The organism is Rhodococcus sp. Q1 (genome assembly GCF_004153645.1).
GTDB lineage: Bacteria > Actinomycetota > Actinomycetes > Mycobacteriales > Mycobacteriaceae > Rhodococcus > Rhodococcus gordoniae.
Map to the genome: position 1 here is coordinate 678,309 of NZ_SDMJ01000001.1, position 22,309 is coordinate 700,617.

Consider the following 22,309-nt stretch of genomic DNA (forward strand, 5'->3'; position numbering starts at 1 on the left):
CCAGGCCCGCTCCGGCGGGAAAGTATCAACTCTTCACACCACGGCGACCGCCTTCCTGTGGAGTGTGGACGTAGGAGGGGCCCGGAGCCCGTCATAGCGTTCTCGTCGATCGCAGACGAAGGAGGGCCAGTGGCGGTAGACGGTCGATCCCCGACACGCGACACCGAACGCATCGGTCCGGCGACCGGCGCGGACGCGCGGTCGATCGCCACGAGGGTCCGGAGTCGCGAGATCACCGCACGTCGGGTGGTCGAGGATCATCTCGCACTGATCGCCGAGCAGAACCCGCGCCTCAACGCGATCGTCACCGTCGCGGCGGCCGGTGCGCGCGAGGAAGCCGACGCCCTCGACCACCGCCTCGACCGGGGCGGCCCGGCCGGTCCACTCGCCGGAGTGCCGTTCACCGTCAAGGACCTCATCGCCACGGCAGGCGTGCGCACGACGGCGGCCTCGCCGGCATTGGCAGCGAACGTCCCCGTCGTCGACGCACCTGCCGTCGCCGCGATGAGGGCGGCCGGCGCGATCCTCATCGGCAAAACCAACACGCCCGAATTCGGGACCTCCGGACTCACCGACAACGAGATGTTCGGACCGACGGTCAACCCGCTGGGTAGTCCCGACTCGCCGCGCTCGCCCGGTGGATCGAGCGGGGGCGAAGCGGCATCGATCGCCTCGGGCATGAGCGTTCTCGGCCTGGGCACCGACTTCGGCGGGTCGGTGCGCTGGCCCGCGCACTGCACCGGTCTGTGCTCGATCCGCCCCACCGTGGGCAGGGTCTCCGCGGACGGCCAGTACCCGGGGGTGCTCGTCGGCGACCACGTGTGGGCCAATCCCACGACGGTGCACGGCACGCTGCAGACCGTCGGCCCCATGGCACGGACCCTCGGCGACCTCGTCCTCGCCCTGCGTGTGATCTCCGAGCCGCACATCGCGTGGACGGACCCGGCGACGGTCGACGTCGACGCTCTGACGATCACCTGGGCGGCCGGGGAAGGTACCGTCCCCGTCGCCGACGAGATCGTGGACGTCGTCCGGGAGAGCGCGCGGCGACTGGGTGCCCGTCCGTACCGGGGGTCGGCGCTGGCCGAGGGAAACGACCTGTTCGGGCGGCTGCGGTCCACCCAGACCCACACCGACATCGACGCGCTGGGGAGCGTAGACCGGTTCGGGGCCGTCATCCGCGACCTGCTGTCCGCGGCCGGCCGCGCGGGGCAACGGGAGGTGGAGGAGCTGTGGGCGCAGCGCACCGCGCTCGTCCATCGGCTGCTCGCCGAGATGGGCGACGTGCTGGTGCTGCCGGTCGCATCCATCGGTGCGCCCCCGCTCGGTCTCGAGCGTTTCGGTGTCGACGATCGGCTGCTCACCTGGCAGGAGGCGCTGGCGAGTTGCCGCACGATCAGCGTCACCGGGTTCCCGTCCGTCGTCGTCCCCGTCGGGCGGGCGAGCGACGGCATGCCCATCGGCGTGCAGATCGTTGCGCGCCCGTTCCACGACCATGTCGCGCTGGCCGTCGCCGCGCGTCTGTGACACGCCTGCTGCGACATGCCGGCAAGAACCGAAGGAGGTTGCTGTGCGGGACATTCTCGACGAGCTGGCGCACTGGTTCGACGACGGTGACGCGTTCGCGCTGGCGACCGTCGTTCGCACCTGGAAGTCGTCGCCGCGCGACCCCGGCGCCGCGATGGCCGTCTCGCAGTCCGGCGAGGTGGTGGGCAGTGTCTCGGGAGGCTGCATCGAAGGTGCCCTGTACGACATCGCCCACGACGTGCTCGCCGACGGACACGCCCGGACCGAGGTCTTCCGCGTCACCGACGACGACGCCTTCGGTGTGGGTCTGACCTGCGGCGGCACCATCGAGGTGTTCGTGCAACGAGTCGATTCCGCCACCTTCCCGGAGTTCGCGGAGGTGGCGCGACGAATCGGGGCGGGGGAACCGGTCGCGGTGGTGACCGGCCGTGAGCCCGTCGTCCATCGGATGATCACCCTCGACGGGGACGGACCCGAGATCGAGGTCCGCACGCGTCTCGCTCAGGGCGAGTCGGAGGTGTACGTCGACGAGGAGAATGCGCAGATCGTGGAGATCTTCGCTCCGAGGCCGAGGATGTACGTCTTCGGCGCCATCGACTTCGCGTCCGCCCTGTGCACGCTGGGGAAGTTCGCCGGGTACCGCGTGACGGTGATCGACGCACGGCCCGTCTTCGCGACCCCTGCCCGGTTCCCGGACGCCGACGAGGTCGTGGTGGCGTGGCCGCACGTCTTCCTCGAGTCGGCGCCGATCGACCCGACCACCGTCGTCGCGGTTCTCACCCACGACGAGAAGTTCGATATTCCGCTGCTCGAACGTGCGCTCCGGTGCGATGCCGGATACATCGGCGCGATGGGCAGCCGATCCACGCACGAGCGCAGGGTCGCGCTGTTGCGCGAGGCCGGTCTGTCGGCGGACGAGCTGGCACGACTGCACTCGCCCATCGGGCTCGATCTCGGTGCGCGCACTCCGGAGGAGACGGCCGTGTCGATCCTCGCGGAGATCCTCGTGAGCACGCGCGGCGCCACCGGGCGCAGCCTCGCGGCGCTGCGCGGACCCATCCACCGGGCGCCTGGGGGACGCGCTGTCCGACCTGCGGCTTGTCCCCCTGTGATTGACGGTGCTGCCGCAGCCCTCTAATGTCACGTGTCTCCCGAGCGGGGTGAACGACTGGCAGGTGGACGGATAGTGCTGTGACGGTGCGCAAGGCTGAGAAACCGGGACGCAGCACCGCCGAACCGGAAGACAGTGCAGCGATCGGATTCGAACCCTGCCCGCTCGCCGACGTCGTCTCTTCGGGTTTCCTCGTCGCGCCGACGGTGGTCGCCGGCGACCTCTCTGCGGCGCGCGCTGTGGTCGAGGTCGCGGTGATGATGCTCCCGGAGATCGGGCCGTGGCTGCGTCCTGGATTGTTGCTCGTCACCTCCACCACGGTGCTCGCGCGACTCGCCGTGCCGATCGCGGACTTCCTGGCACGCCTGAATCGCAACGAGGTCTCGGCGCTCGTGGTCCGGCTCGACGCCGGACATTCTCTGCCGCAAGGGCTCACGGACGGCGTTCCCTTCCCGGTGCTGACGACGCCGGAGGACCTCGTCGCAGACCATCGGCTCGCGCGTGGGCTTCGCGAGATGGCCGCAGCTCAGGTGGAGGCGGTCTTCGAGGCGGATCACCTGCGTCGTGCGCTGCTCGAGATCGTCATGGCGGGCGGTGGGCACAGAGCCCTCGCCGAGGGTATCTCGCGCCGGCTCGGCGGGTCGGCCCTGATCACCACCCCCGACGGCCGGCAGACCTACAGGGCCGGAAAGGAATCCGACTTCGCCTGGTTGTCGTCGACGGCGGCCGTCGACCAGACGGGCCGGGTGCGGACCGATTCGATCGAGGGCGGGCTGGGATTGCACCGTTTCGGCGACGAGTACGTGGCGATCGCCGCGATCTCCGCCAACGGCGTCGACCACGGGCGGCTCGTATTCTTCTGCCCTTCACGTGGTCTCTCCGCGCCGGATCTGTATCTGGTGGAGCAGGCGGCGACGGTGTGCGCGCTCGTCGTCAGCCGTGAGCTCGCAGTCTCGGCGGTCGAGGAGAGGCACCGGGCCAACTTCGTCCGGGACATGTTGCGCGGCCGTGCCGGTGAGCCCGAGCAGGTGATCGTGCACGCCCAGATGTTCGGCTGGAATCTCGACCGCCGGGTCGTCGTGGTCGTCGTCGAACCCGATCGCGTGGACGATGATTCGTCGGGGACACCGGCCCGCTTGCCGGTCGTGGAACGGCAGGCCCGTGCGTTCGCGGGTGCGCTGGCAGGCCGCGATTCCGGGGCGTCCGTCACTGCGCTGGCGACCGAGACCGTCGTGCTCATGGGGGAGGGCAGCGACACCATGACCCTCGTGCGCGAACTCGTTGCCCAGGTGCGCGGAGCCGGCGGGGGAGGCCGACGACCGTTCGGGGTCGGGGTTTCGCGTGCGTCGTCGTCCACCGACGACCTGCCGGCGCTCTACACTCAGGCGCGCACGGCACTCGAAGTGGGACGCAAGATCTCCGGACCGTGGGCGGTGACCCATTTCGACGATCTGGGCGTGTACCGTTTGCTCAGCCTCGTCGAGGACACCGAGGAACTCGAGTCGTTCGCGCGCGAGACACTCAAGGAACTGACCGACGGCACGGCGGAGGCACAGGACATGTGCCGCACCCTCGAGGTGCTCCTCGCCACCAACATCAACATCGCAGAAGCCGCGCGCCAGTTACATTTTCATTACAACACCCTGCGCTATCGTGTGGCGAAACTCGAAAAGATCCTCGGTCCCTTCACCGAGCAGCCCGAACTGCGGCTGGACCTGTCGCTCGCGCTCAAGATCATCGCGATGCGTGGAATCGACTCCTGACGATCAACCACCGATCTTGCCAATTTCGGAAGGTCGCTCCTGGCAGATTCCTCCCACGCCGGGCCGGAGCTGCTCCGTTAGCGTTTGCGGCTACCGAAGTACACGTGTGATCGGCAACACAGGCGTAACGATCCACGTGAACGCTATCGGCACCCACACTCTGCTGAAAGGTCCGATATGCCCATCTGGACAGTGCACGGAGACGGCAAGAACATAGAACCGGGACAGGTCGTGGCGCCGATGGAGCGCCTGAGTTGGGGCCGCACCATCGGCCTGGGCGGCCAGCACGTGGTGTCGATGTTCGGCGCCACCTTCGTCTTCCCCATCATCATGGGACTCAACCCGCAACTCGCAGTCATGCTTTCGGGCTTCTGCACCCTGTTCTTCCTCGCTGTCGTCAAGGGCCGGATCCCCAGCTATCTCGGTACCTCTGCCGCCTTCGTGGGTGGTATCGCCGCGATCTACGCCCAGGGAGGCTCCCCCTCGGAGGTCACCGGCGCGATCATGGTCTCGGGGCTCGTGCTCGCCGCGGTCGGTGTGGTGATCCATTTCCTCGGCGGCTCGCTGGTGTTCAGGATCCTGCCGCCGGTGGTCACCGGCGCGGTGGTCATGCTCATCGGCTTCAACCTGGCGCCGGTAGTAGCCGGTACCTACTGGCCGCAGGACCAGTGGGTGGCCCTGACCGTCATGGTCGCGCTGATCGTGGGCAGTGTCGTGTTGCGCGGATTCCTCGGCCGCATCGCCATCTTCCTGGCGCTGCTGTTCGGCTACGCACTGTCGTGGATCCTCGACCGGATCAGCGGACCGATCACCTCCTACGACGCCGGTGCCGATGCCGTCACCGAACACTTCCGCGTGAACTGGGAGGGTGTTGCGTCCGCGCCCTGGTTCGGTCTGCCCCCGTTCACGGACGAGGCAGCCGGTGTCGTCGGCATCCACGCCCCGTCGTTCAGCCTCACCTTCATCGTGCTCGTCCTCCCCGGTGTCATCGCCCTGATCGCGGAGAACGCCGGACACGTCAAGGCGGTAGCCGAGATCACCAAGACCGACCTCGACCCGATGATGGGACGCGCTCTGGCCGGTGACGGTCTCGCCACCGCACTCGCCACGAGCGTCGGCGGCTCGCCGACGACGACCTACGCGGAGAACATCGGCGTCATGGCCGCCACCCGCGTGTACTCGACGGCCGCCTACGCCGCGGCCGGCGTCATCGCCATGCTCCTCGGCTTCTCACCGAAGTTCGGCGCGGTCATCTCCGCGACCCCGGGTGGCGTGCTCGGCGGCATCACCGTGGTCCTCTACGGCATCATCGGTCTGCTCGGCGCCAAGATCTGGAAGGAGAACGGCGTCGACTTCGGCGACCCCCGTAACCTCATGCCCGTCGCGGCCGGACTGATCATCGCGATCGGCGACACCAGCCTCCAGTTCACCGACACCTTCTCGTTGAGCGGTATCGCGCTGGGCACCATCGTCGTCATCGGTCTCTATCACCTGTGCCGGGTCATCGCTCCCGAGGATGTCGCGCCCGAGGCTCCCGACACCCCTGCCGAGCAGGGAGAACCGGTACGGACAGAGCCCGACCCGGACGGGGAGGGCGGCTCCGGGAAAGTCAAGGAATTCGCGTGACCTCTATTACATCTGACATTGTCGAGCGGTGAGCTTTGTCACTTCTTCACGAAACGTCGATCACACTATGCGGGCAGGATCTGTCGAATGAAACCGTCGCCACTCACTTATCACCGACCGCGGTCGATCGATGAAGCCTGCGAGATCCTCGCAGGGGTCGCGCACGAGGGCAAAGTGCTCGCCGGCGGACAGTCGCTGATTCCGCTGCTGTCGATGCGGCTGGCGGCACCGGCTCACCTCGTCGACATCGGCGCGGTCCCGCGGCTCGACGCGATCTCCGCCTCGCCGGAACTCGGCGTCACCTTCGACGCGCTCACCACCCACGCAGCACTCGAATCCGACCCGACGGTCGCGCAGGTCCAGCCCCTGCTGGGCCGCGCGCTCCGGCTGGTGGCGCACCCGACCATCCGGAACCGCGGAACGACCGTCGGATCGATCGTCCACGCCGATCCGTCCGCGGAGATGCCGGCGGTCCTGTCGCTGCTCGGTGGCACGCTCACCGTCCGCTCCGTGCGGGGAGTCCGGCTGATCCCCGCCGCCGAACTCTTCGCCGGGCCGCTCGAATCGACCCTCGAGTCCGACGAGATCGCGACCAGCGTGACGGTGCCGGCAGCGCGGCCGGGCACCGGCACCGCGATCGACGAGATCGCACGACGCCACGGCGACTACGCCCTCGTCGGCGTGGTCGCGCAGGTGGAGGTCGAGGACGGGGCGGTGACATCCGCCCGGATGACCTACGTCTCGGCGGGAGAGCTCGGGCAGGTCGTCGACTACACCGACATCCTGCGTGGGGCCTCGGCGCACGACGAGCGCGACCCGCTCTGGCAGCAGGTCGCGGAGAAGGCACGCGAGACCGTCGAGACGGAGGCGGACATCCACGCCACCGACCGCTACCGGTCGCAGTTGGTGGCCGCACTGACCGGCCGTGTCGGGTTCGCCGCCGCGCAGGACGCGATCCGCGACGACACACGGGTACCGATGCACACGGGAGGAAGTCGATGACGAACTCGATCCACAAGGGTGGTCGCGACGCCTCGCGGCGGACCGTCGCCGAACAGGTCGACGAGCTGCAGGCGGAGACCGGCGAGCACCATGTCGCCGTGACGTTCACCCTCAACGGTGTGACGCAGACGGTGGTGCTGCCCTCGCGCACGCTGGCATCGGACGCGATCCGTCATCACCTCCGTCGGACCGGCACCCACGTGGGATGCGAGCACGGTGTGTGCGGCGCGTGCACGGTGCTGCTCGACGGCAAGCCGGTGCGGTCGTGCCTCGTGCTCGCCGCGAGTCTCGAAGGCCGCTCGGTGACGACGGTCGAAGGGCTCGTCGAACCGGACGGCACCCTGCATCCCGTGCAGGAGGCGTTCGTCGACTGCCACGGTCTGCAATGCGGTTTCTGCACACCGGGTTTCGTCACCACCATCGCCGCCTTCCTCGAGGAGAACCCGTCGCCCACCCACGAGGAGGCGACCGATGCGATCGCCGGCAACCTCTGTCGGTGCACGGGCTACCAGAACATCCGGGCGGCCGTGCTGCGCGCCGCCGAGATCAAGCGCGAACGGTCCGGAGGCTCACCGCTCGGCCCCGACAGCGAGGCGGCACGCGCCTCGCTCGACGCCAAGGTTCGCGGCGCCACCGCTCCGGTCGGAGGAAAGGCAGGACGAGCATGACCAGCGTCTCCGATTCGCCCGTCTCCATCTCGGTCTCGACGGGCACGGCAACCGACCTCGCCCCCGTCGACATCGGTGGTGCCACCGAGTCGGGCAAGTCGTTCGGCAGGCCCATCCCGCGTGTCGAGGACAACCGGCTCGTCAGCGGTAACGGCCGCTATCTCGACGATCTCGGGCACGGCGCTCTCGCCGCGGCCTTCGTCCGGTCGCCGCACGCGCACGCCCGCATCCTCGACATCGCCGTCGATGCGGCGCTGGAACTGCCGGGTGTGCACGCCATCTACACCTACGACGATCTCGAGGCCGACTCGCCGGAGATGGCCGAGAACCTCCCGCTGCTGATCCCGCATCCCGCGATCACCGCTCCGCGCAACGGATATCCGCTCGCCAAGGACGAGGTGAACCACGTCGGCGAGGCGATCGTGATGGTCGTGGCCGACAACCGGTACATCGCCGAGGACGCCTGCGCGCTGATCGACATCACCTACGAAGCCCTTCCGGCCGTGGTCGGTGTCGACACCGCACGCAACGCCGAGCACGTCGTCCATCCGGATGTGCCCGACAACGTCGCGGCGCACCTCCAGCACGGGTTCGGCGACATCGAGGCGGAACTCGCCGCGGCACCGCACACGTTGACCCTCGACCTCGAGATCGAACGTTCGGCGTCGATGCCGATGGAGGGCAAGGGCGTCTACGCCCGCTGGGACGACGACGAGAAGGTACTGACCTTCTGGACGTCCACCCAGACCTCGACCTCCGCCCGCGCCGCGATCGCAGCGCGACTGGGCATGGCGCACAACAAGGTCCACTGCATCGCCCCCGACGTCGGTGGCGGTTTCGGTGTGAAGATCGTCCACCCGTGGCCCGAGGAGGTCATGGTCACCTGGGCCGCCCGCAAGCTGGGTCGGGCCGGGATCTCCAGCGAGGTCAAGTGGGTCGAGGACCGGCGCGAACATTTCATCTCGAGCGCCCACGAGCGCGGGCAGGTCCACGAGGTCACCGTCGGGTTCGACGACGACGGCCGGCTGCTGGCCTTCGACTTCTCGATCTGGCACGACAACGGCGCGTACCTGCCGTACGGAATCATCGTGCTGCTCAACACGTCCACTCAGGTGCTCGGTCCCTACAAACCGCGCGCCTTCCGGGTGGACGCCTATTCGCTGTACACCAACACGGTCATCGTCACGCCCTACCGCGGGGCGGGGCGGCCCCAGGCGGTGTTCGCGATGGAACGGGCGATGGACGCCATCGCGAAGTATCTCGGCAAGGACGCCATCGAGGTCCGCGAGACCAACTTCATCCGCCCCGAGGAGATGCCCTACGACTTCCACCTGATCTTCCAGGACGGCCGTCCCCTCATCTACGACACCGGCGACTACCAGGCCGGCGCCGACAAGCTCAAGAAGCTCATCGGCTGGGACGAGTTCGCGGAGTACAAGGAACGTGCCCGCGCCGAGGGCCGCCGCGTCGGTATCGGTGTGGGAGCATACGTCGAGGGCACGGGACCGGGCCCCTACGAGGGCGCACACGTGCTCATCGAGACCTCGGGCAAGGTCAAGGCCGCCACGGGTCTGACGACCCAGGGCCAGGGACACCAGACCTCCTTCGCGCAGATCGTCGCCGATGATCTCGGTGTGCCGGTCGCCGATGTCGAGATCGTCACCGGCGACACCCGCCGATTCGGGTACGCGGTCGGCACGTTCGCCTCGCGCGGTGCCGTGATGTCCGGCTCCGCCTTCCACGTCGCCGCGCAGATGGTGGCGGAGAAGGCGAAGAAGATCGCCGCGGACCACCTCCGCGCCGACATCGCCGACCTCGAACTACGCGGGGGGCATGTGTGCGTGGTGGGCACCGAACCCGGTGCGGAGGGCACCTCGATCCCGCTCGGCGTCGTGGCCGTGCTGTCGAACCCGCTCCGCTACGCCTTCGACGATGCCTCCCGTCGCGCAACGGGATTCGCGAACGCCGAAACCGACATGTCGGTGCCGCCCGTCCTCGAGGGCGAGCAGCCCGGCCTGGAAGCGACCGGCTACTATTCGCCGCCCACGTCGACGTTCGCGTCGGGCATCCACGCGGCGATCGTCGAGACCGATCCCGTCACCGCCGAGATCCGGGTGCTCCGGTACGCGGTGGTGCACGACTGCGGCAACGTCATCAACCCCCGCATCGTCGAAGGCCAGGTGCAGGGCGCGGTCGCGCAGGGCATCGGCGGCGCGCTCTACGAGAAGATCGTCTACGACGAGCACGGGCAGATGCTCAACGCGTCGTACATGGACTTCCTCATGCCCTTCGTGACGGAGATGCCCGACTCTCTCGAGATGGACCACACCGTCACCCCGTCCGCACTCAATCCCCTCGGGATGAAGGGCGCCGGCGAGGCCGGTGTCATCCCGACCTCGGCGGTGATCGCTGCGGCCGTCGAGGACGCGGAGGGCATCCCGATCACCAGCATGCCGATTTCCCCCTCGGAGTTGTTCGAGCTGCGTCTGACCCACGCGGCATCCCGAAACAAGGAGAACGAATGAGAATCGCCGGTACCGCGCAACTGCAGGCACCCCCCGACGTGGTGTACGACAGCCTGCAGGACGGCCGTGTTCTCGCGGCGACGATCCCGGGCGTGCAGTCGCTCGAGCAGATCAACGACAACCACTACAAGCTGTCCATCACCGCCGGGGTGGCCTCCATCAAGGGCACCTACGACGGGGAAGTGGTTCTGTCGCAGCAGAATCGTCCCGAATCGTTCGTCATGACGGCATCGGGATCCGGTGCTCCGGGAACGGTCAAGGCCGACGTGACGGTGCGTCTCGAAGAACGCGACGGCGGCACCGTGCTCACCTACGACGCGGACGCGGTCGTCGGCGGCATGGTCGGTGGGGTCGGACAACGAATGATCACCGGTGTCGCCAAGAAGATGGCCGGTGTGTTCTTCAACGGCATCGACGGTGTGATCGCCGACGGTCTGCCGGCGGCTCCGAGTGCGGCCGAAGCCGAAGTTGTCGCGGGCGTGAACGGAGCCGAGTTGGCCGAGGTCGCCGAGGGTGCGGGTGTGAAGACCACTGCGTTGCCCGTGGCCGCTGCGGCAGCTGCACCGGTACCGGCCGGAACACCTTCGGCAGCGATGGTGCTGCTGTCCGCAGGGGTGGGCGCCGGTATCGCCCTCGCGGGCGTCGCACTGGGAGCGATCCTCGCCCGACGCTGACCTTGTCGTCGGATTCCCACGGCACCCCCGGGCCATCACGGCCCGGGGGTGCCGTCGTCTGTGGGTGGCAGGTGCACGAACCCCGAACTCCGGGCGACGAGTTCGGCGAGATGTGACAAAGAAACACCGCCACCGAGCGAGTGGAATGTCATCAGACGTCAGGTGGGACACCGGCGAGACGAACCCAGGAGGAAACATGGGATCCAGGAAGATTCGGGTCGGTATCGATACCGGCGGAACATTCACGGACGTGGTCGCGGTGGACGACGAGTCCGGCGCCATCGTCACCACGAAGACCCCGTCGACACCGCAGGATCCGGCCGTCGGTTTCCTCGCGGGCATCGAGAAGGTCCTCGCGCAGCTCGGTGAGACCGGTGACGCGATCGAGGCTGTCAGCCACGGCACCACCGTCGCCACGAACAAACTGCTCGAGGGCAAGGTCGGCACCCTCGGTTTCATCACCACCGAAGGTTACGAACACGTCCTCGAGATCGCCCGGCAGTCGGTACCCGACGGCTACGGCAACTCGTACTTCTGGGTCAAGCCCGACCGCATCGTGCCGGCCGACCGCGTCCGTACCGTCCGCGGCCGTCTCGCCTACGAGGGCAGCGAAATCCGTCCCCTGAACGAGGATGACGTCCGCGCCGCCGCCCGCTTCTTCAAGGACCGCGACATCCGCACCGTCGGCGTGTGCCTGATGCACTCCTACGCCAACCCCGAGCACGAGCGCCGCGTCCGCGACATCCTCATGGAGGAGTACCCGGAGGCGACGGTGAGCATCTCCAGCGAGGTGCTGCGCGAGTACCGCGAGTACGAGCGGTCCATCACGACCCTCGTCGACGCCGCGGTCAAGCCCAACATTCGCAACTACGTCAACAACATCGCGAGCCGGCTCCGCGAGTTCTCCTCCGCCGAGGGCGAACAGCGCGACATCCCGTTCTACGTGATGAAGTCCAACGGTGGCGTGCTGTCGGCGAAGGAAGTCGTGCACCAGCCGATCACGACCGTGCTCTCCGGCCCCGCTGCCGGTGCCCTGGGTGCGGCCCTGATTGCCGGCGTCGCCGGCGTCGACCAGGTGCTGACCTGCGACGGTGGCGGCACCTCCACGGACGTCACCGTGGTCGTCGGCGGCGAGCCGGCACTCACCACGGAAGGTCGCGTGGGTGTCTACCCGTCCAAGATCCCGATGATCGACGTGGTGACCGTCGGCGCCGGCGGTGGCTCCATCGCGTGGATGACCCCCGAGGGCACCCTGCGCGTCGGCCCGCAGTCGGCGGGCGCCGATCCCGGACCCCTGTGCTACGCCAAGGGCGGCAACGAGCCGACCATCACCGACGCCCACGTCCTGCTCGGTCGCATCCCTCCCCACCTGCTCGGCGGTGAGATCCCGCTCGACACCGAACTCGCCCGCAAGGGCGTCGAGGAACTCGCACACCGTCTCGGCCTCGAATTCGAGGCGTGCGCCACGGGCATTCTCGAAGTGTCGGCCTGGAACCAGGCCAACGCGCTGCGCCAGATCACCGTCAAGCGTGGTCTCGACGTCCGCGACTTCACCCTGGTGACCTTCGGCGGCTCCGGGTCGCTGCTGGCCTGTCGCCTCATCGACATCCTCGGTCTCAAGGACGTCCTCGTGCCGCTCGAGCCCGGCAACGTCTCGGCCTTCGGTCTGCTCACCGTCGATGTCCGCAACGACTATGTGCAGACGCACGTCAGCCGTCACGACCGGTTGAAGATCGACGAACTGCAGGCCGGACTCGACGCCCTCGCGGCCGAGGCCGAACGCGCTCTGGAGGACGAGGGATTCGGGCCCGACCAGCGGCAGTACGCCCGCTCGGCGGACCTGCGCTATTTCGGCCAGGCCTTCGAGGTGCGCGTGCCGGTCGGCGACGGCCCCATCACCCAGGAACTGATGGACGAGGCGGCCGAACGCTTCCACCAGGCCCACCGTGAGCTCTACGGTTACGACTTCCGCAACGATCCCCACCAGCACGTGGAATGGGTCAACCTCCGCGTCAGCGGTATCGGCCCCATCAAGCGACCGGAACTCGCCGAGATCGCCCCGGGCACGGGGGCGGACGACGCCCTCACCGGCACCCGTCAGGCGTACTTCGACGAGTGGGTCACCACCCGCGTGTACGACCGCGCCCGCCTCGGCGCCGGCGACGAACTCGAAGGTCCCGCCGTGATCGAGGAATTCAGCTCGACCATCCCGGTTCATCCCGGATTCCGCGCTCGCATCGACACTTTCGGCAACATCCGCCTCAGCAAGACGTCCGACTCGAACGGAGCCACCCGATGACTGCGACTCTCGAACCCGCCGCGGCCACGACCCGCAAGCCCTTCCGGCTGACCGACGCTTCGGGTAGCGCTCCCGATCCGGTGCTGGTCGAGATCGTCGCCGGCTATCTCGCCAGTGTCGAGATGGAGGTGGAGACCTCCATCTCCCGGACCTCGCGCTCGCCGATGATCCGCGACGCCCACGACTTCCGTGCCGGCATCCACGACCGCAACCTGCGCAAGCTCACCGGTCGTTCGTACTCGGCGCTCGTGCATCCGGTGGCGCGGGACTTCCCGCTCGAGACGATGAAGCCCGGCGACGTCTTCTTCCACAACGACGTCTACCTCTCCGAAGGCGGCATCGGGCACCTGCCCGACCTGTGTGTCACCGTCCCGGTCTTCGCGACCCGCCCCGGCGACACCGAGCCCTCGGTGGTCGCGTTCGTGCAGGCCTTCGGCCACCACGACGACATCGGCGGTTGTTGCCCCGGCTCCATGCCCTCGGGTGCGACCACCGTGTACGAGGAGGGACTGATGGTCCCGCCGATCAAGCTGTGGGACCAGGGCGTTCCCAACGAGGCGGCACTGCGGATCATGACCCGCAACTCCCGCATGCCCGATTCGCTCGCCGCCGACCTCGACGCCGAGTGCTCGGCGTGCCTCATGGGTGCGCGCCGGCTGTCGGAGCTGTTCGAACGCTACGGTGTCGAGACCGTCGAGGCCTGCTTCGACGCGATCCTCGATGCGACCACCGAGACGTACCGCCGCGAGATCCTCAGCAAGATCCCGGTGGGCACGTACACCTGGGAGGACTACGCCGAGCACGACGGTGTGGACGAGCCGATGCTGCACGTGCAACGCATCACGCTCACCAAGACCTCCCCGGAGGACGAGGGCGGCGAGCGCCTGATCCTGGACTTCAACGGCACCGGACCGCAGGCGAAGGGTCCGATCAACCACTGCGGTGACTACGCCGACGGCAACTTCCTCATCAAGTGGCTGGCGCCGATCCTGCGCAACCTGGCCGACACCCCCGACCGCATGGCGGAACTGGACGTCAACGAAGGTGTCGTGCCGCTGATCGAGATGAAGTTCCCGGAGCCGGGCACCCTGATCACGCCGATCTTCCCGGCCCCCACCAACGCTCGGACGTTCGTGATCCTGCGTCTGCTCGGTGTGCTCTCCGGTGTGGTCGCCAAGGCGGTCGACGGCAACATGCCCGCCGACCAGGAGACCATCCGCTACACCGGTGTGTACGGCGAGGACTTCGACGGCCACTCGTACCTCATGCGTGAGGTGCTCGGCGGCGGCTCCGGCGGCCGGCACTACGCCGACGGCGAGGACACCATCCACGTGGTGCCCGACTCGCGGAACCTGCCCACGGAGTTCACCGAGAGCCGCTTCCCGTTCATCGTCGAGAAGCTGGGTCTGGCAATTGATTCCGGCGGAGCCGGTCGCTACCGCGGCGGTCTCGGCTACGAGAAGCACATCCGGATGCTCAAGGACGCGAACTTCATGTCCATCGCCGACCGTTCGATCCTCGCGTGCTGGGGTGTCAAGGGTGGTAAGGCCGGCAAGCCGTTCTCCGTCACCCTCGATCCCGGCGGCCCGAACGAGCGCGAGTTCGACGCCCTCACGGACGCCGAGCCGATCAAGGCCGGCGAGGTCGTGCGCATCCGCACCACCGGCGGCGGTGGCTGGGGCGACCCGCTCGATCGCCCGATCGACGAAGTGATCCGGGACGTGTTGTGGCGCAAGGTGTCCGTCGAGGGTGCCCGCGACGACTACGGTGTGGTCCTGAAGGACACCTCGGCCGACGAACCTGTCGCCGATGTGGAGGCCACCGACGCGCTGCGTGCGCAGCTGCGCGCCGAGCGCGGCGAGGAGGAGCCCTTCTTCGACCGCGGTCCCGGTTACGCCCGCCTGTCGGGTGGCGCCGAGTTCGCCGAGTACGACTTCGTCGGCAACTGATGCCGACGACGGCCGACATCTCCCGCGGCACCGATCTCGCTGTGATCGGTGCCGCGGGGAAGACCGGAACGGCTGTCGTCTCGGCGCTGGAGACAGCAGACGCGACCCCCGTCCGCCGAGTGGTGCACACCGCTCGGCGGGCGGGGGATCGTGCTGTCGACCTCGAGACGGGCGCCGGACTCGCCGACGCGCTGTCGGGTTGCTGCGGCGTCTATTTCATCGCCCCGAACGTGCACCCCGACGAACCGGCACTGTTCGAGCGGTTCCTGAGGGCAGCGGCCGGGGCCGGTGTCGATCACGTCGTCTACCACTCCGTCGCCTGGCCGTACACGCCGGCGATGCCGCACCACCTCGACAAGGCGCGCTGCGAGGACATCCTGCACGCCTCCGGGGTGCGGTGGACCGTTCTGCAGCCCTGCGCATACACGGAGAACTTCGCATCGGTGCTCGACGGATCGGTCGACGCACTCGACGTCCCCTACGACCCCGACGCGCAGTTCTCGTTCGTCGCGCTGGCGGATGTCGCCGCGGTGGCGGCCCGAGTCCTGATCGAGGGTGCGGACGTCCACCACGGCGCCACCTACGAGCTCGGGGGACCGGACGCGGTGAGCGTGCGACAGCTGTGCGCGGTCACCGGGCGATCGGTGGAGATCGAGCAGGTGTCCGTCCCGACGTGGATGGAGCGTCACGGCCGCGACCTGTCCGAAGACGCCCGCGAACGCCTGGCCGCGATGTTCGACTTCTACGACGATCACGGCTTCGTCGCGGGGAGCGTGGTGACGGCGGCGCTGCTCGGCCGGGCACCCGCCCGCGTCGAGGATCTCGTCTCGTCGATGCCGCGCCGGTAACCCGCCGGTGGTGTAGGAAGGGGAACGTGACGGATCGCTCTGCGGACGGCCCCGACGCCGTCGACACCCTGCCCCCGCCCGTGCTCATCGCTGTCGACGAGGCCAGCGGTATCGGGGTGCTCACCCTCGACCGCCCGGAGCAGCGCAACCCGCTGTCGGTGGAGACGATGCGCGAGGTCATCGCCGGTCTGACGGCGCTCACCGCCGACACGAAGGTGATCGTGGTCCGCGCGGAGGGACCGGTGTTCTCGGCCGGGCACGACCTGCGGCAGATGATCGGACGCACGCTCGACGAGGAGCGCGCGATCTTCGAGACGTGCAACGAGATGATGCGGACGGTGCAGTCGATCCCTCAGCCGGTGATCGCATCGGTGCAGGGCACGGCGCTCGCGGCGGGATGCCAGCTCGTCGCGGCGTGCGATCTCGCCGTCGCCGCCACCGACGCCCGCTTCGGCACCCCCGGTGTGCGGATCGGGCTGTTCTGCTCCACACCGATGGTCGCGGTCAGCCGCGCGATCGGACGCAAGCGGGCGCTGCAGATGTTGCTGACCGGCGACACGATCGACGCGCAGACCGCCGCCGACTGGGGTCTGGTGAACTACGTCGTCGAACCGGAGGCGCTGGAAACCGCGACCACCGAGCTCGCCCTGAAGATCGCAGGTTCGTCCCCCGCCACGATGCGGATCGGCAAGGAGGCGTTCTACCGTCAGATCGATCTGCCGCAGGAGACGGCCTATGCCGCGATGGCGGAGACGATGGCGTCGAACGCGATGATCGGCGACGCGCAGGAGGGGATGACGGCCTTCCTCGAGAAGCGCGCGCCGGTCTGGAAGGGTCGCTGATTTCGAGCGGTCATCAAGTCTGGACGAGATGGTTGGACGTCCTATAAAGTTCGCTGCATGACCCCCGATCCGCGTCAGAGCACCGTCGACGGCATCCTCCACCGCACTGCCGCGCGTCATCCCGCCCGCGTCGCACTCCGCTTCGGCGACCGGCAGTTCACCTACCGGGAACTCGACGACGCCGTCACCCGCGCCGCTGCGCACCTGCTCTCCTTGGGTCTGGTCAAGGGCGACCGTGTGGCCGCCTACGGCACCAACTCCGACGGCTACGCGATCGGATATCTCGCCGCTGCCCGCGCCGGCCTGGTACACGTGCCGGTCAACTACGCGCTGCGCGGCGAGGAACTGTCGTACCTGCTCGGCCAGTCGGGCGCGAAGGCCGTGCTCGTCGACCCGGTGCTGCGGGAGAACCTCGACGCCGTCCTGGCCGACGTGCCGGCCGAGACCGTCGTCCCGCTCCGCGACGCCGACGACTCCCTGGTGGCGGTGGCGCAGGCGGGCGACGTGCCGACGCTCGACGTCGCGGTGGCCGACACCGACCTCGTCCAGCTCCTCTACACCTCGGGCACGACGTCGAAGCCCAAGGGCGCCATGATGACCCACCGGGCGCTCACCTTCGAGTACATGTCGTCGATCGAGGCGCTCGACCTGTCGGCCGGCGACGACCCGCTCGTGTGCATGCCCCTCTACCACTCCGCCGCGATGCACGTCTTCCTCATCCCGTATTTCGCGGTGGGCGCGACCGTACGGCTGCTGCCCGCACCCGACGTCGCCGAGATCCTCCGGCTGGTGGAGGAGGAGCGCATCGGATCGCTGTTCCTCGCCCCGACCGTGTGGGTACCGCTGACCAACCATCCCGACCTCGACGAGCGTGACCTGTCGTCGCTGCGCAAGGCGCAGTACGGGGCGTCGATCATGCCGGTCACCGTCCTCGAGCGACTGCGCGGACGCTACCCGGAGCTCGGCTTCTACAACTGCTTCGGCCAATCCGAGATCGGCCCGCTCGCCACCGTTCTCCGTCCCGAGGAGCACGATGCGCGTCCAGCCTCGTGCGGCCGGGCCGTACTGTTCGTCGAGACCCGCGTCGTCGACGCCGACGGCAACGACGTCCCCGACGGTGAACCCGGCGAGATCCTGTACCGCTCACCGCAACTGTGCCTGGGCTATTGGGAGAACCCCGCCGCGACCGAGGAGGCCTTCCGCGACGGCTGGTTCCACTCCGGCGACCTCGTCACCCGCGATGCCGAGGGCTTCATCACCGTCGTCGACCGCATCAAGGACGTCATCAACACCGGTGGCATCCTCGTGGCCTCGCGCGAGGTCGAGGACGCGATCTACACACACCCGGCCGTCGCCGAGGCCGCGGTGATCGGTACTCCGGACGAGAAGTGGATCGAAGCGGTGACCGCGGTGGTCGTCCTCAAGGACGGTCACGAACTCGACGAGTTCACCTTGATCGACCATGTCAAACAGCGCCTCGCACCGTTCAAGGTGCCCAAGGCCGTTCGCTTCGCCGACGTCCTGCCGCGTAATCAGAGCGGCAAGCTCCTCAAGCGCGAACTGCGCGGATCCTGACCACTCTCCGAACCGACCACTGCGAAAAGGAAGCCGAGTTCGATGCCGAAGAAGCACGTCGCCTCCTGGTACGACGACGAGGTCTCTGCCGTCTACGAACTCGCGCGCGAGTTCTTCGATCGCGAGGTCATGGGTAAGGCCGAGAAGTGGGACTCGCAGCGCCGTATCGATCGTGAGGTGTGGCTCGAAGCCGGCAAACTCGGTCTGCTGTGCTGCTCGATCCCCGAGGAATACGGCGGTGGCGGCGGCACCTTCGCGCACGACCTCGCGGTGTTCGATGCGCAGGGTTACTCCGGCGACCTCGCGTTCGGCAACTCCGTGCACAGCGGCATCGTGGCGCACTACATCCTCGAATACGGCAACGAGGAGCAGAAGAAGGCGTGGCTGCCGGGCATGGCCACCGGCGAGATCCTCGGCGCCATCGGCATGACCGAACCCGGTGCAGGATCGGACCTCAAGGCCATCAAGACCACCGCGGTGCGCGACGGCGACCACTACGTCGTCAACGGCGCGAAGACCTTCATCACCAACGGTTCCTCGGCCGACGTCATCGTCCTCGCCGTCAAGACCGACCCGAAGGCCGGCGCCAAGGGCGTGTCGCTGCTCATCGTGGATCTCCGTGACGCCCCGGGCTTCTCGGTGGGCCGTGTGCTCGACAAGGTCGGCCAGCACGCCGCCGACACCTCCGAGCTGTCGTTCGTCGACGTGCGCGTGCCCGTGACGAACCTGCTCGGCGAATCCGAAGGTCTCGGCTTCGGTCAGCTCATGGCGCAGCTCGTGCAGGAACGTCTGATCATCGGCGCGCAGGCCGCCGGTGCGATGGACCGGGCCGTCGAGGAGACCGTCCGCTATACCAAGGCGCGACAAGCGTTCGGGCACAGCCTGTTCGAGTTCCAGAACACGGCCTTCGAACTCGCCGAGTGTCGGACCGTCGCCCGTACCTGCCGCATCTTCCTCGACCACTGCATCGAGCAGCACCTGAAGGGTGAACTCGATCCGTCGGACGCCGCGATGGTCAAGTACTGGCTGACCGACAAGCAGTGCGAGGTCATCGACCGGTGCGTGCAGCTGCACGGCGGCTACGGCTACATGCGCGAATACCTCATCGCGCGGATGTACGAGGACGCCCGCGTCCAGCGGATCTACGCCGGGGCGAACGAGGTCATGAAGCAGATCATCGCGCGGGCGCTGTAGAGCGGGACGGGCCCTGACTCACCACGGGCGGCTGGTGGTGAGGTACTTCGCCATCTCCTGGCTCTGCGCGCGGTGCATGCGACGGTGCTCCGCTCGCTCGTCACCGGACGCGTTGAGCTTGCGTTCCTCGTCGGACTCGGGCAGCACCGGCGGGACCTGCATGGTTCGGCCGCCGTCGTCGACGGCGACGAAGGTGAGGAAGGCGGTCGCGGCGATGCGTCGTTCACCGCTGCGCAGATCCTCTGCGGTGACCTTGACGAAGACCTCCATCGAGCTGCGTCCGGTCCAGGTCACGAACGACTCGAGGCACACCGAGTCCGACGGGCGAATGGGTTCGAGGAAGGCCACCGAGTCGGTCGACGCCGTCACGACAGAGGCACGACTGTGACGTGTCGCGGAGATCGACGCCGTCATGTCGATGTCGCTCATCAGCTTCCCGCCGAACAACGTGTTGTGGTCGTTGACGTCGTTGGGAAATACCCTGCTGGTCTTGACGACTCGAGATTCTCGGCAAGGTTTGGCCTGCACGCGTGGTCCTTTCGTAGGTCGTGCTCGCGGCGGGATCTCCGCCGGAGGCACCGTGTCGAGCCTACGACCGCTGCTGCGCGGGAATCGACGCCGATCGGGTGTGATACTCGACAAGCCTGGACAGCATCGAGACGAGCAGCGCGCGTTCGTCCGCGTCGAGGGGAGCGAACGCCTCGTCCTGCGCCTCGGTGAGCATCCGGTCGAGATCGAACAACCGTCTCCGTCCGCGGCGGGGGAGGGTGATGATGTTGCGCCGCCGATCGGCGGGGTCGGAGGCGCGTTCGACGAACCGGCGGTCCACCAGTGCGTCGACGGTGGCCGCGACATCGCTGCGATCGAGCCCGCAGCGCCGGGCGAGGTCGACCTGGCTGGACGGGCCGTATTCCGCGAGGGCGGCCAGGATCCGGTAATGGTGACCTCGGGCATCGGCGGAGTCGAGGCGGTCGAACACGACGCGATGTACGTGTCGTGCCGCCTGGGTCATCAGATAGCTCGGAAGGTGTCCGAGCCGATCGGGGCCGGCCGCGTCGTGGGTGGCGGACATGGGGTCGAGTCTACGAGTACCGACCCGGCGGAGCGAGACCCCGTCACCGCCGCCGGTGGTCGGTGATCGGCGTGCGGGGTCCACGCTTCGGTACTCGCGCGTAGCCGCCGGACTCGACGATCAGTCGCACAGCCCGATAACGTTGGGGACGTAGAGGTTCGAGGTATTCGACCATGTCGGGATCGTCGAGAGGCCTGCCGAGCAGCGCCCATCCGACGACCTTCGCGAGGTGGTAGTCGCCGACGGAGAGCGCATCGGTGTCGCCGAACGCGCGCTGAGCCACCTCCGCGGCCGTCCACACGCCCACCCCCGGCACGACCCGCAGCTTCCGCCGGGCGGCGGCGGCCGGTTCGTGCGCGAGGCGCTCGAGAGAGTCGGCGAGCTGCGCGCACCGCACCACGGTCCGTGCGCGGCCGGGGTCGACGTTCGCCCGATGGAACTCCCACGACGGGACCGTTCGCCAGGCCGCCGCGGAGGGCGGCACGCGCATGCCCTCCGGTGCGGGTCCCGGCGCCGGATCGCCGAACCGGGTGACGAGGCGCCGCCACGACGCGAACGCCGCCACCCCGTGCACCCGTTGTTCCAGGATGGCGGGGACGAGAGATTCGAGCACCCGGCCGGTGCGGGGTATGCGCAGGGCGGGCATTCTCCGGTGCGCCTCGACGAGGGCGGGATGCTCGGGGGCGAAGGCCGACGGGTCGTCGTCGGCGCCGAGCAGGGCCGGCAGTCGTTCGGCCAGCTCGGCCGCTCCCGGTCCCCACGCCAGACACCGCGCGCCGTGCGGGCCGTCCTGGGTGAGCCGGTAGGTCACGGCTCCGGTGTCCATGCGGGAGGTGCGCCACACGGCGCCTGTGATGACGCGATGACACGGATCCCACGGCCCGCGCTGGAGCGGCCGCAGGGTGCGCACCACGTCGACGGGCCACGGCACGCGCACGCGGGTGTCGAGGGACGCGTCGTCCACCACCCTCACGATGCGAGGGCCTCGCTCGTCGGACACGGTCACCGCACTACCGTACTCCGGGCGCTGGAGCCGACTTTCGCGACTCTGTGCGCTGGAGCCGACTTTCGTGGTGTCGGAGGGTGCGGCTATGGTCGGGCGCATGATCATCGTGAGCACCGACGGATCCTGCCTGCGCAATCCCGGCGGCGCCATCGGGTGGGCGTGGGTCAATCACGAGGGGCCCAGCGCGTCGGGCGGTGAGCGTTCGGGCACGAATCAGATCGCCGAGCTCCGGGCGGTGCTCGAGGCATTGCGGGCGCATCCCGGTGCCGAGCCGATGATCATCGAATCCGATTCGCAGTACGCGATCAAGTGCGCGTCCGAATGGCTGCCGGGATGGAAGCGCAAGGGGTGGAAGACGGCTACCGGCGCGCCGGTGAAGAATCTCGAACTCGTGCGCGCCATCGACCGCGAGCTCACCGATCGCACCGGACCGGTGCGGTTCCGCTGGGTGCGCGGCCACGTCGGCAACCACTTCAACGAGATGGCCGACACGCTCGCCGGGCAGGCCGCCCGCGAGATCGCGGCGCAGCCCGGACCGATCGAGGTGCCCAGCGCGCCCGTGGCCGCGCACAAGCCGCCGAAGCGCGCCGGCGACGCCGAATTGACCTTGTTCTGAGCGCAGTTCGGT

18 protein-coding genes are annotated in these 22,309 nt (G+C 68.4%); 15 read left to right on the forward strand and 3 right to left on the reverse strand.

The genetic code is table 11. From position 1 onward, the window contains the following. Window positions 1–129: 129 nt before the first annotated feature. The 14 genes from EQ874_RS03240 (at window position 130) to EQ874_RS03305 (ending at window position 19,603) form a co-directional block, all read left to right on the forward strand. Window positions 130–1,527: an amidase gene (locus EQ874_RS03240; RefSeq protein WP_064064316.1), complete on the forward strand. Its 1,398-nt coding sequence runs from the start codon at window positions 130–132 to the stop codon at window positions 1,525–1,527. 43 nt (window positions 1,528–1,570) lie between these two features. After that, window positions 1,571–2,665, forward strand: a complete 1,095-nt coding sequence (locus tag EQ874_RS03245; RefSeq protein WP_129975544.1) for an XdhC family protein — start codon at window positions 1,571–1,573, stop codon at window positions 2,663–2,665. A 53-nt stretch (window positions 2,666–2,718) separates the two neighbouring features. Beyond that, entirely contained in the window at window positions 2,719–4,401 is a 1,683-nt protein-coding gene (locus EQ874_RS03250; protein ID WP_207213465.1) for a PucR family transcriptional regulator, read from the forward strand. A gap of 177 nt (window positions 4,402–4,578) precedes the next feature. Next, the gene (locus EQ874_RS03255; RefSeq protein WP_129975546.1) at window positions 4,579–6,027 is read left to right on the forward strand and encodes a solute carrier family 23 protein; all 1,449 of its coding nucleotides are present in this window, start codon (window positions 4,579–4,581) and stop codon (window positions 6,025–6,027) included. 87 nt (window positions 6,028–6,114) lie between these two features. Then, on the forward strand, window positions 6,115–7,029 hold the full coding sequence (locus tag EQ874_RS03260) for an FAD binding domain-containing protein (RefSeq protein WP_129975548.1): 915 nt from the start codon (window positions 6,115–6,117) through the stop codon (window positions 7,027–7,029). Continuing rightward, the gene (locus EQ874_RS03265; protein WP_064064321.1) at window positions 7,026–7,697 is read left to right on the forward strand and encodes a (2Fe-2S)-binding protein; all 672 of its coding nucleotides are present in this window, start codon (window positions 7,026–7,028) and stop codon (window positions 7,695–7,697) included. The genes EQ874_RS03260 and EQ874_RS03265 overlap by 4 nt, the downstream gene beginning before the upstream one ends. Beyond that, entirely contained in the window at window positions 7,694–10,222 is a 2,529-nt protein-coding gene (gene cutA, locus EQ874_RS03270; RefSeq protein ID WP_084421793.1) for an aerobic carbon-monoxide dehydrogenase large subunit, read from the forward strand. Before EQ874_RS03265 ends, cutA begins: the two co-directional genes overlap by 4 nt. Then, window positions 10,219–10,896 carry a carbon monoxide dehydrogenase subunit G gene (locus EQ874_RS03275; RefSeq protein ID WP_129975550.1) on the forward strand — a complete coding sequence of 226 codons (678 nt, stop codon included), beginning with the start codon at window positions 10,219–10,221 and terminating at the stop codon, window positions 10,894–10,896. The genes cutA and EQ874_RS03275 overlap by 4 nt, the downstream gene beginning before the upstream one ends. 196 nt (window positions 10,897–11,092) lie before the next feature. Beyond that, window positions 11,093–13,195, forward strand: a complete 2,103-nt coding sequence (locus tag EQ874_RS03280) for a hydantoinase/oxoprolinase family protein (RefSeq protein ID WP_129975552.1) — start codon at window positions 11,093–11,095, stop codon at window positions 13,193–13,195. Further along, the gene (locus EQ874_RS03285) at window positions 13,192–15,144 is read left to right on the forward strand and encodes a hydantoinase B/oxoprolinase family protein (protein WP_064064324.1); all 1,953 of its coding nucleotides are present in this window, start codon (window positions 13,192–13,194) and stop codon (window positions 15,142–15,144) included. The genes EQ874_RS03280 and EQ874_RS03285 overlap by 4 nt, the downstream gene beginning before the upstream one ends. After that, window positions 15,144–15,992 (forward strand): NmrA family NAD(P)-binding protein, encoded by an 849-nt coding sequence (locus EQ874_RS03290; protein WP_064064325.1) that lies wholly within the window; start codon window positions 15,144–15,146, stop codon window positions 15,990–15,992. The genes EQ874_RS03285 and EQ874_RS03290 overlap by 1 nt, the downstream gene beginning before the upstream one ends. Window positions 15,993–16,018: 26 nt before the next feature. Continuing rightward, window positions 16,019–16,834 (forward strand): enoyl-CoA hydratase, encoded by an 816-nt coding sequence (locus EQ874_RS03295; RefSeq protein WP_064064326.1) that lies wholly within the window; start codon window positions 16,019–16,021, stop codon window positions 16,832–16,834. A 57-nt stretch (window positions 16,835–16,891) separates the two neighbouring features. After that, window positions 16,892–18,409, forward strand: coding sequence for an acyl-CoA synthetase (locus EQ874_RS03300; protein ID WP_129975554.1), 1,518 nt, complete (start codon window positions 16,892–16,894; stop codon window positions 18,407–18,409). Window positions 18,410–18,451: 42 nt separating this feature from the next. After that, on the forward strand, window positions 18,452–19,603 hold the full coding sequence (locus tag EQ874_RS03305; RefSeq protein ID WP_129975556.1) for an acyl-CoA dehydrogenase family protein: 1,152 nt from the start codon (window positions 18,452–18,454) through the stop codon (window positions 19,601–19,603). Between the two features lie 18 nt (window positions 19,604–19,621). Here EQ874_RS03305 and EQ874_RS03310 read toward each other — a convergent pair whose 3' ends face one another. The 3 genes from EQ874_RS03310 to EQ874_RS03320 form a co-directional block, all read right to left on the reverse strand. After that, a complete protein-coding gene (locus tag EQ874_RS03310) occupies window positions 19,622–20,131 on the reverse strand; it encodes an acyl-CoA thioesterase (protein ID WP_084421795.1) in 510 nt (169 codons plus the stop codon). Between the two features lie 61 nt (window positions 20,132–20,192). After that, on the reverse strand, window positions 20,193–20,675 hold the full coding sequence (locus tag EQ874_RS03315; protein ID WP_064064342.1) for a MarR family transcriptional regulator: 483 nt from the start codon (window positions 20,673–20,675) through the stop codon (window positions 20,193–20,195). 43 nt (window positions 20,676–20,718) lie between these two features. Further along, a complete protein-coding gene (locus tag EQ874_RS03320) occupies window positions 20,719–21,642 on the reverse strand; it encodes a DNA-3-methyladenine glycosylase 2 family protein (RefSeq protein ID WP_172506127.1) in 924 nt (307 codons plus the stop codon). A 136-nt stretch (window positions 21,643–21,778) separates the two neighbouring features. Between EQ874_RS03320 and EQ874_RS03325 the strand changes: the two genes are divergently transcribed. Continuing rightward, window positions 21,779–22,297: a ribonuclease H gene (locus EQ874_RS03325; RefSeq protein WP_026003645.1), complete on the forward strand. Its 519-nt coding sequence runs from the start codon at window positions 21,779–21,781 to the stop codon at window positions 22,295–22,297. Window positions 22,298–22,309: the final 12 nt, after the last annotated feature.

What these genes read in the sequence shown, in the direction of transcription:
- EQ874_RS03325 (WP_026003645.1), top strand. Translation starts at nt 21,779, where the DNA reads ATGATCATCGTGAGCACCGACGGATCCTGCCTGCGCAATCCCGGCGGC.
- EQ874_RS03275 (WP_129975550.1), top strand. Translation starts at nt 10,219, where the DNA reads ATGAGAATCGCCGGTACCGCGCAACTGCAGGCACCCCCCGACGTGGTG.
- cutA (WP_084421793.1), top strand. Translation starts at nt 7,694, where the DNA reads ATGACCAGCGTCTCCGATTCGCCCGTCTCCATCTCGGTCTCGACGGGC.
- EQ874_RS03265 (WP_064064321.1), top strand. Translation starts at nt 7,026, where the DNA reads ATGACGAACTCGATCCACAAGGGTGGTCGCGACGCCTCGCGGCGGACC.
- EQ874_RS03290 (WP_064064325.1), top strand. Translation starts at nt 15,144, where the DNA reads ATGCCGACGACGGCCGACATCTCCCGCGGCACCGATCTCGCTGTGATC.
- EQ874_RS03305 (WP_129975556.1), top strand. Translation starts at nt 18,452, where the DNA reads ATGCCGAAGAAGCACGTCGCCTCCTGGTACGACGACGAGGTCTCTGCC.
- EQ874_RS03300 (WP_129975554.1), top strand. Translation starts at nt 16,892, where the DNA reads ATGACCCCCGATCCGCGTCAGAGCACCGTCGACGGCATCCTCCACCGC.
- EQ874_RS03285 (WP_064064324.1), top strand. Translation starts at nt 13,192, where the DNA reads ATGACTGCGACTCTCGAACCCGCCGCGGCCACGACCCGCAAGCCCTTC.
- EQ874_RS03280 (WP_129975552.1), top strand. Translation starts at nt 11,093, where the DNA reads ATGGGATCCAGGAAGATTCGGGTCGGTATCGATACCGGCGGAACATTC.
- EQ874_RS03260 (WP_129975548.1), top strand. Translation starts at nt 6,115, where the DNA reads ATGAAACCGTCGCCACTCACTTATCACCGACCGCGGTCGATCGATGAA.
- EQ874_RS03255 (WP_129975546.1), top strand. Translation starts at nt 4,579, where the DNA reads ATGCCCATCTGGACAGTGCACGGAGACGGCAAGAACATAGAACCGGGA.
- EQ874_RS03315 (WP_064064342.1), bottom strand. Translation starts at nt 20,675, where the DNA reads ATGTCCGCCACCCACGACGCGGCCGGCCCCGATCGGCTCGGACACCTT.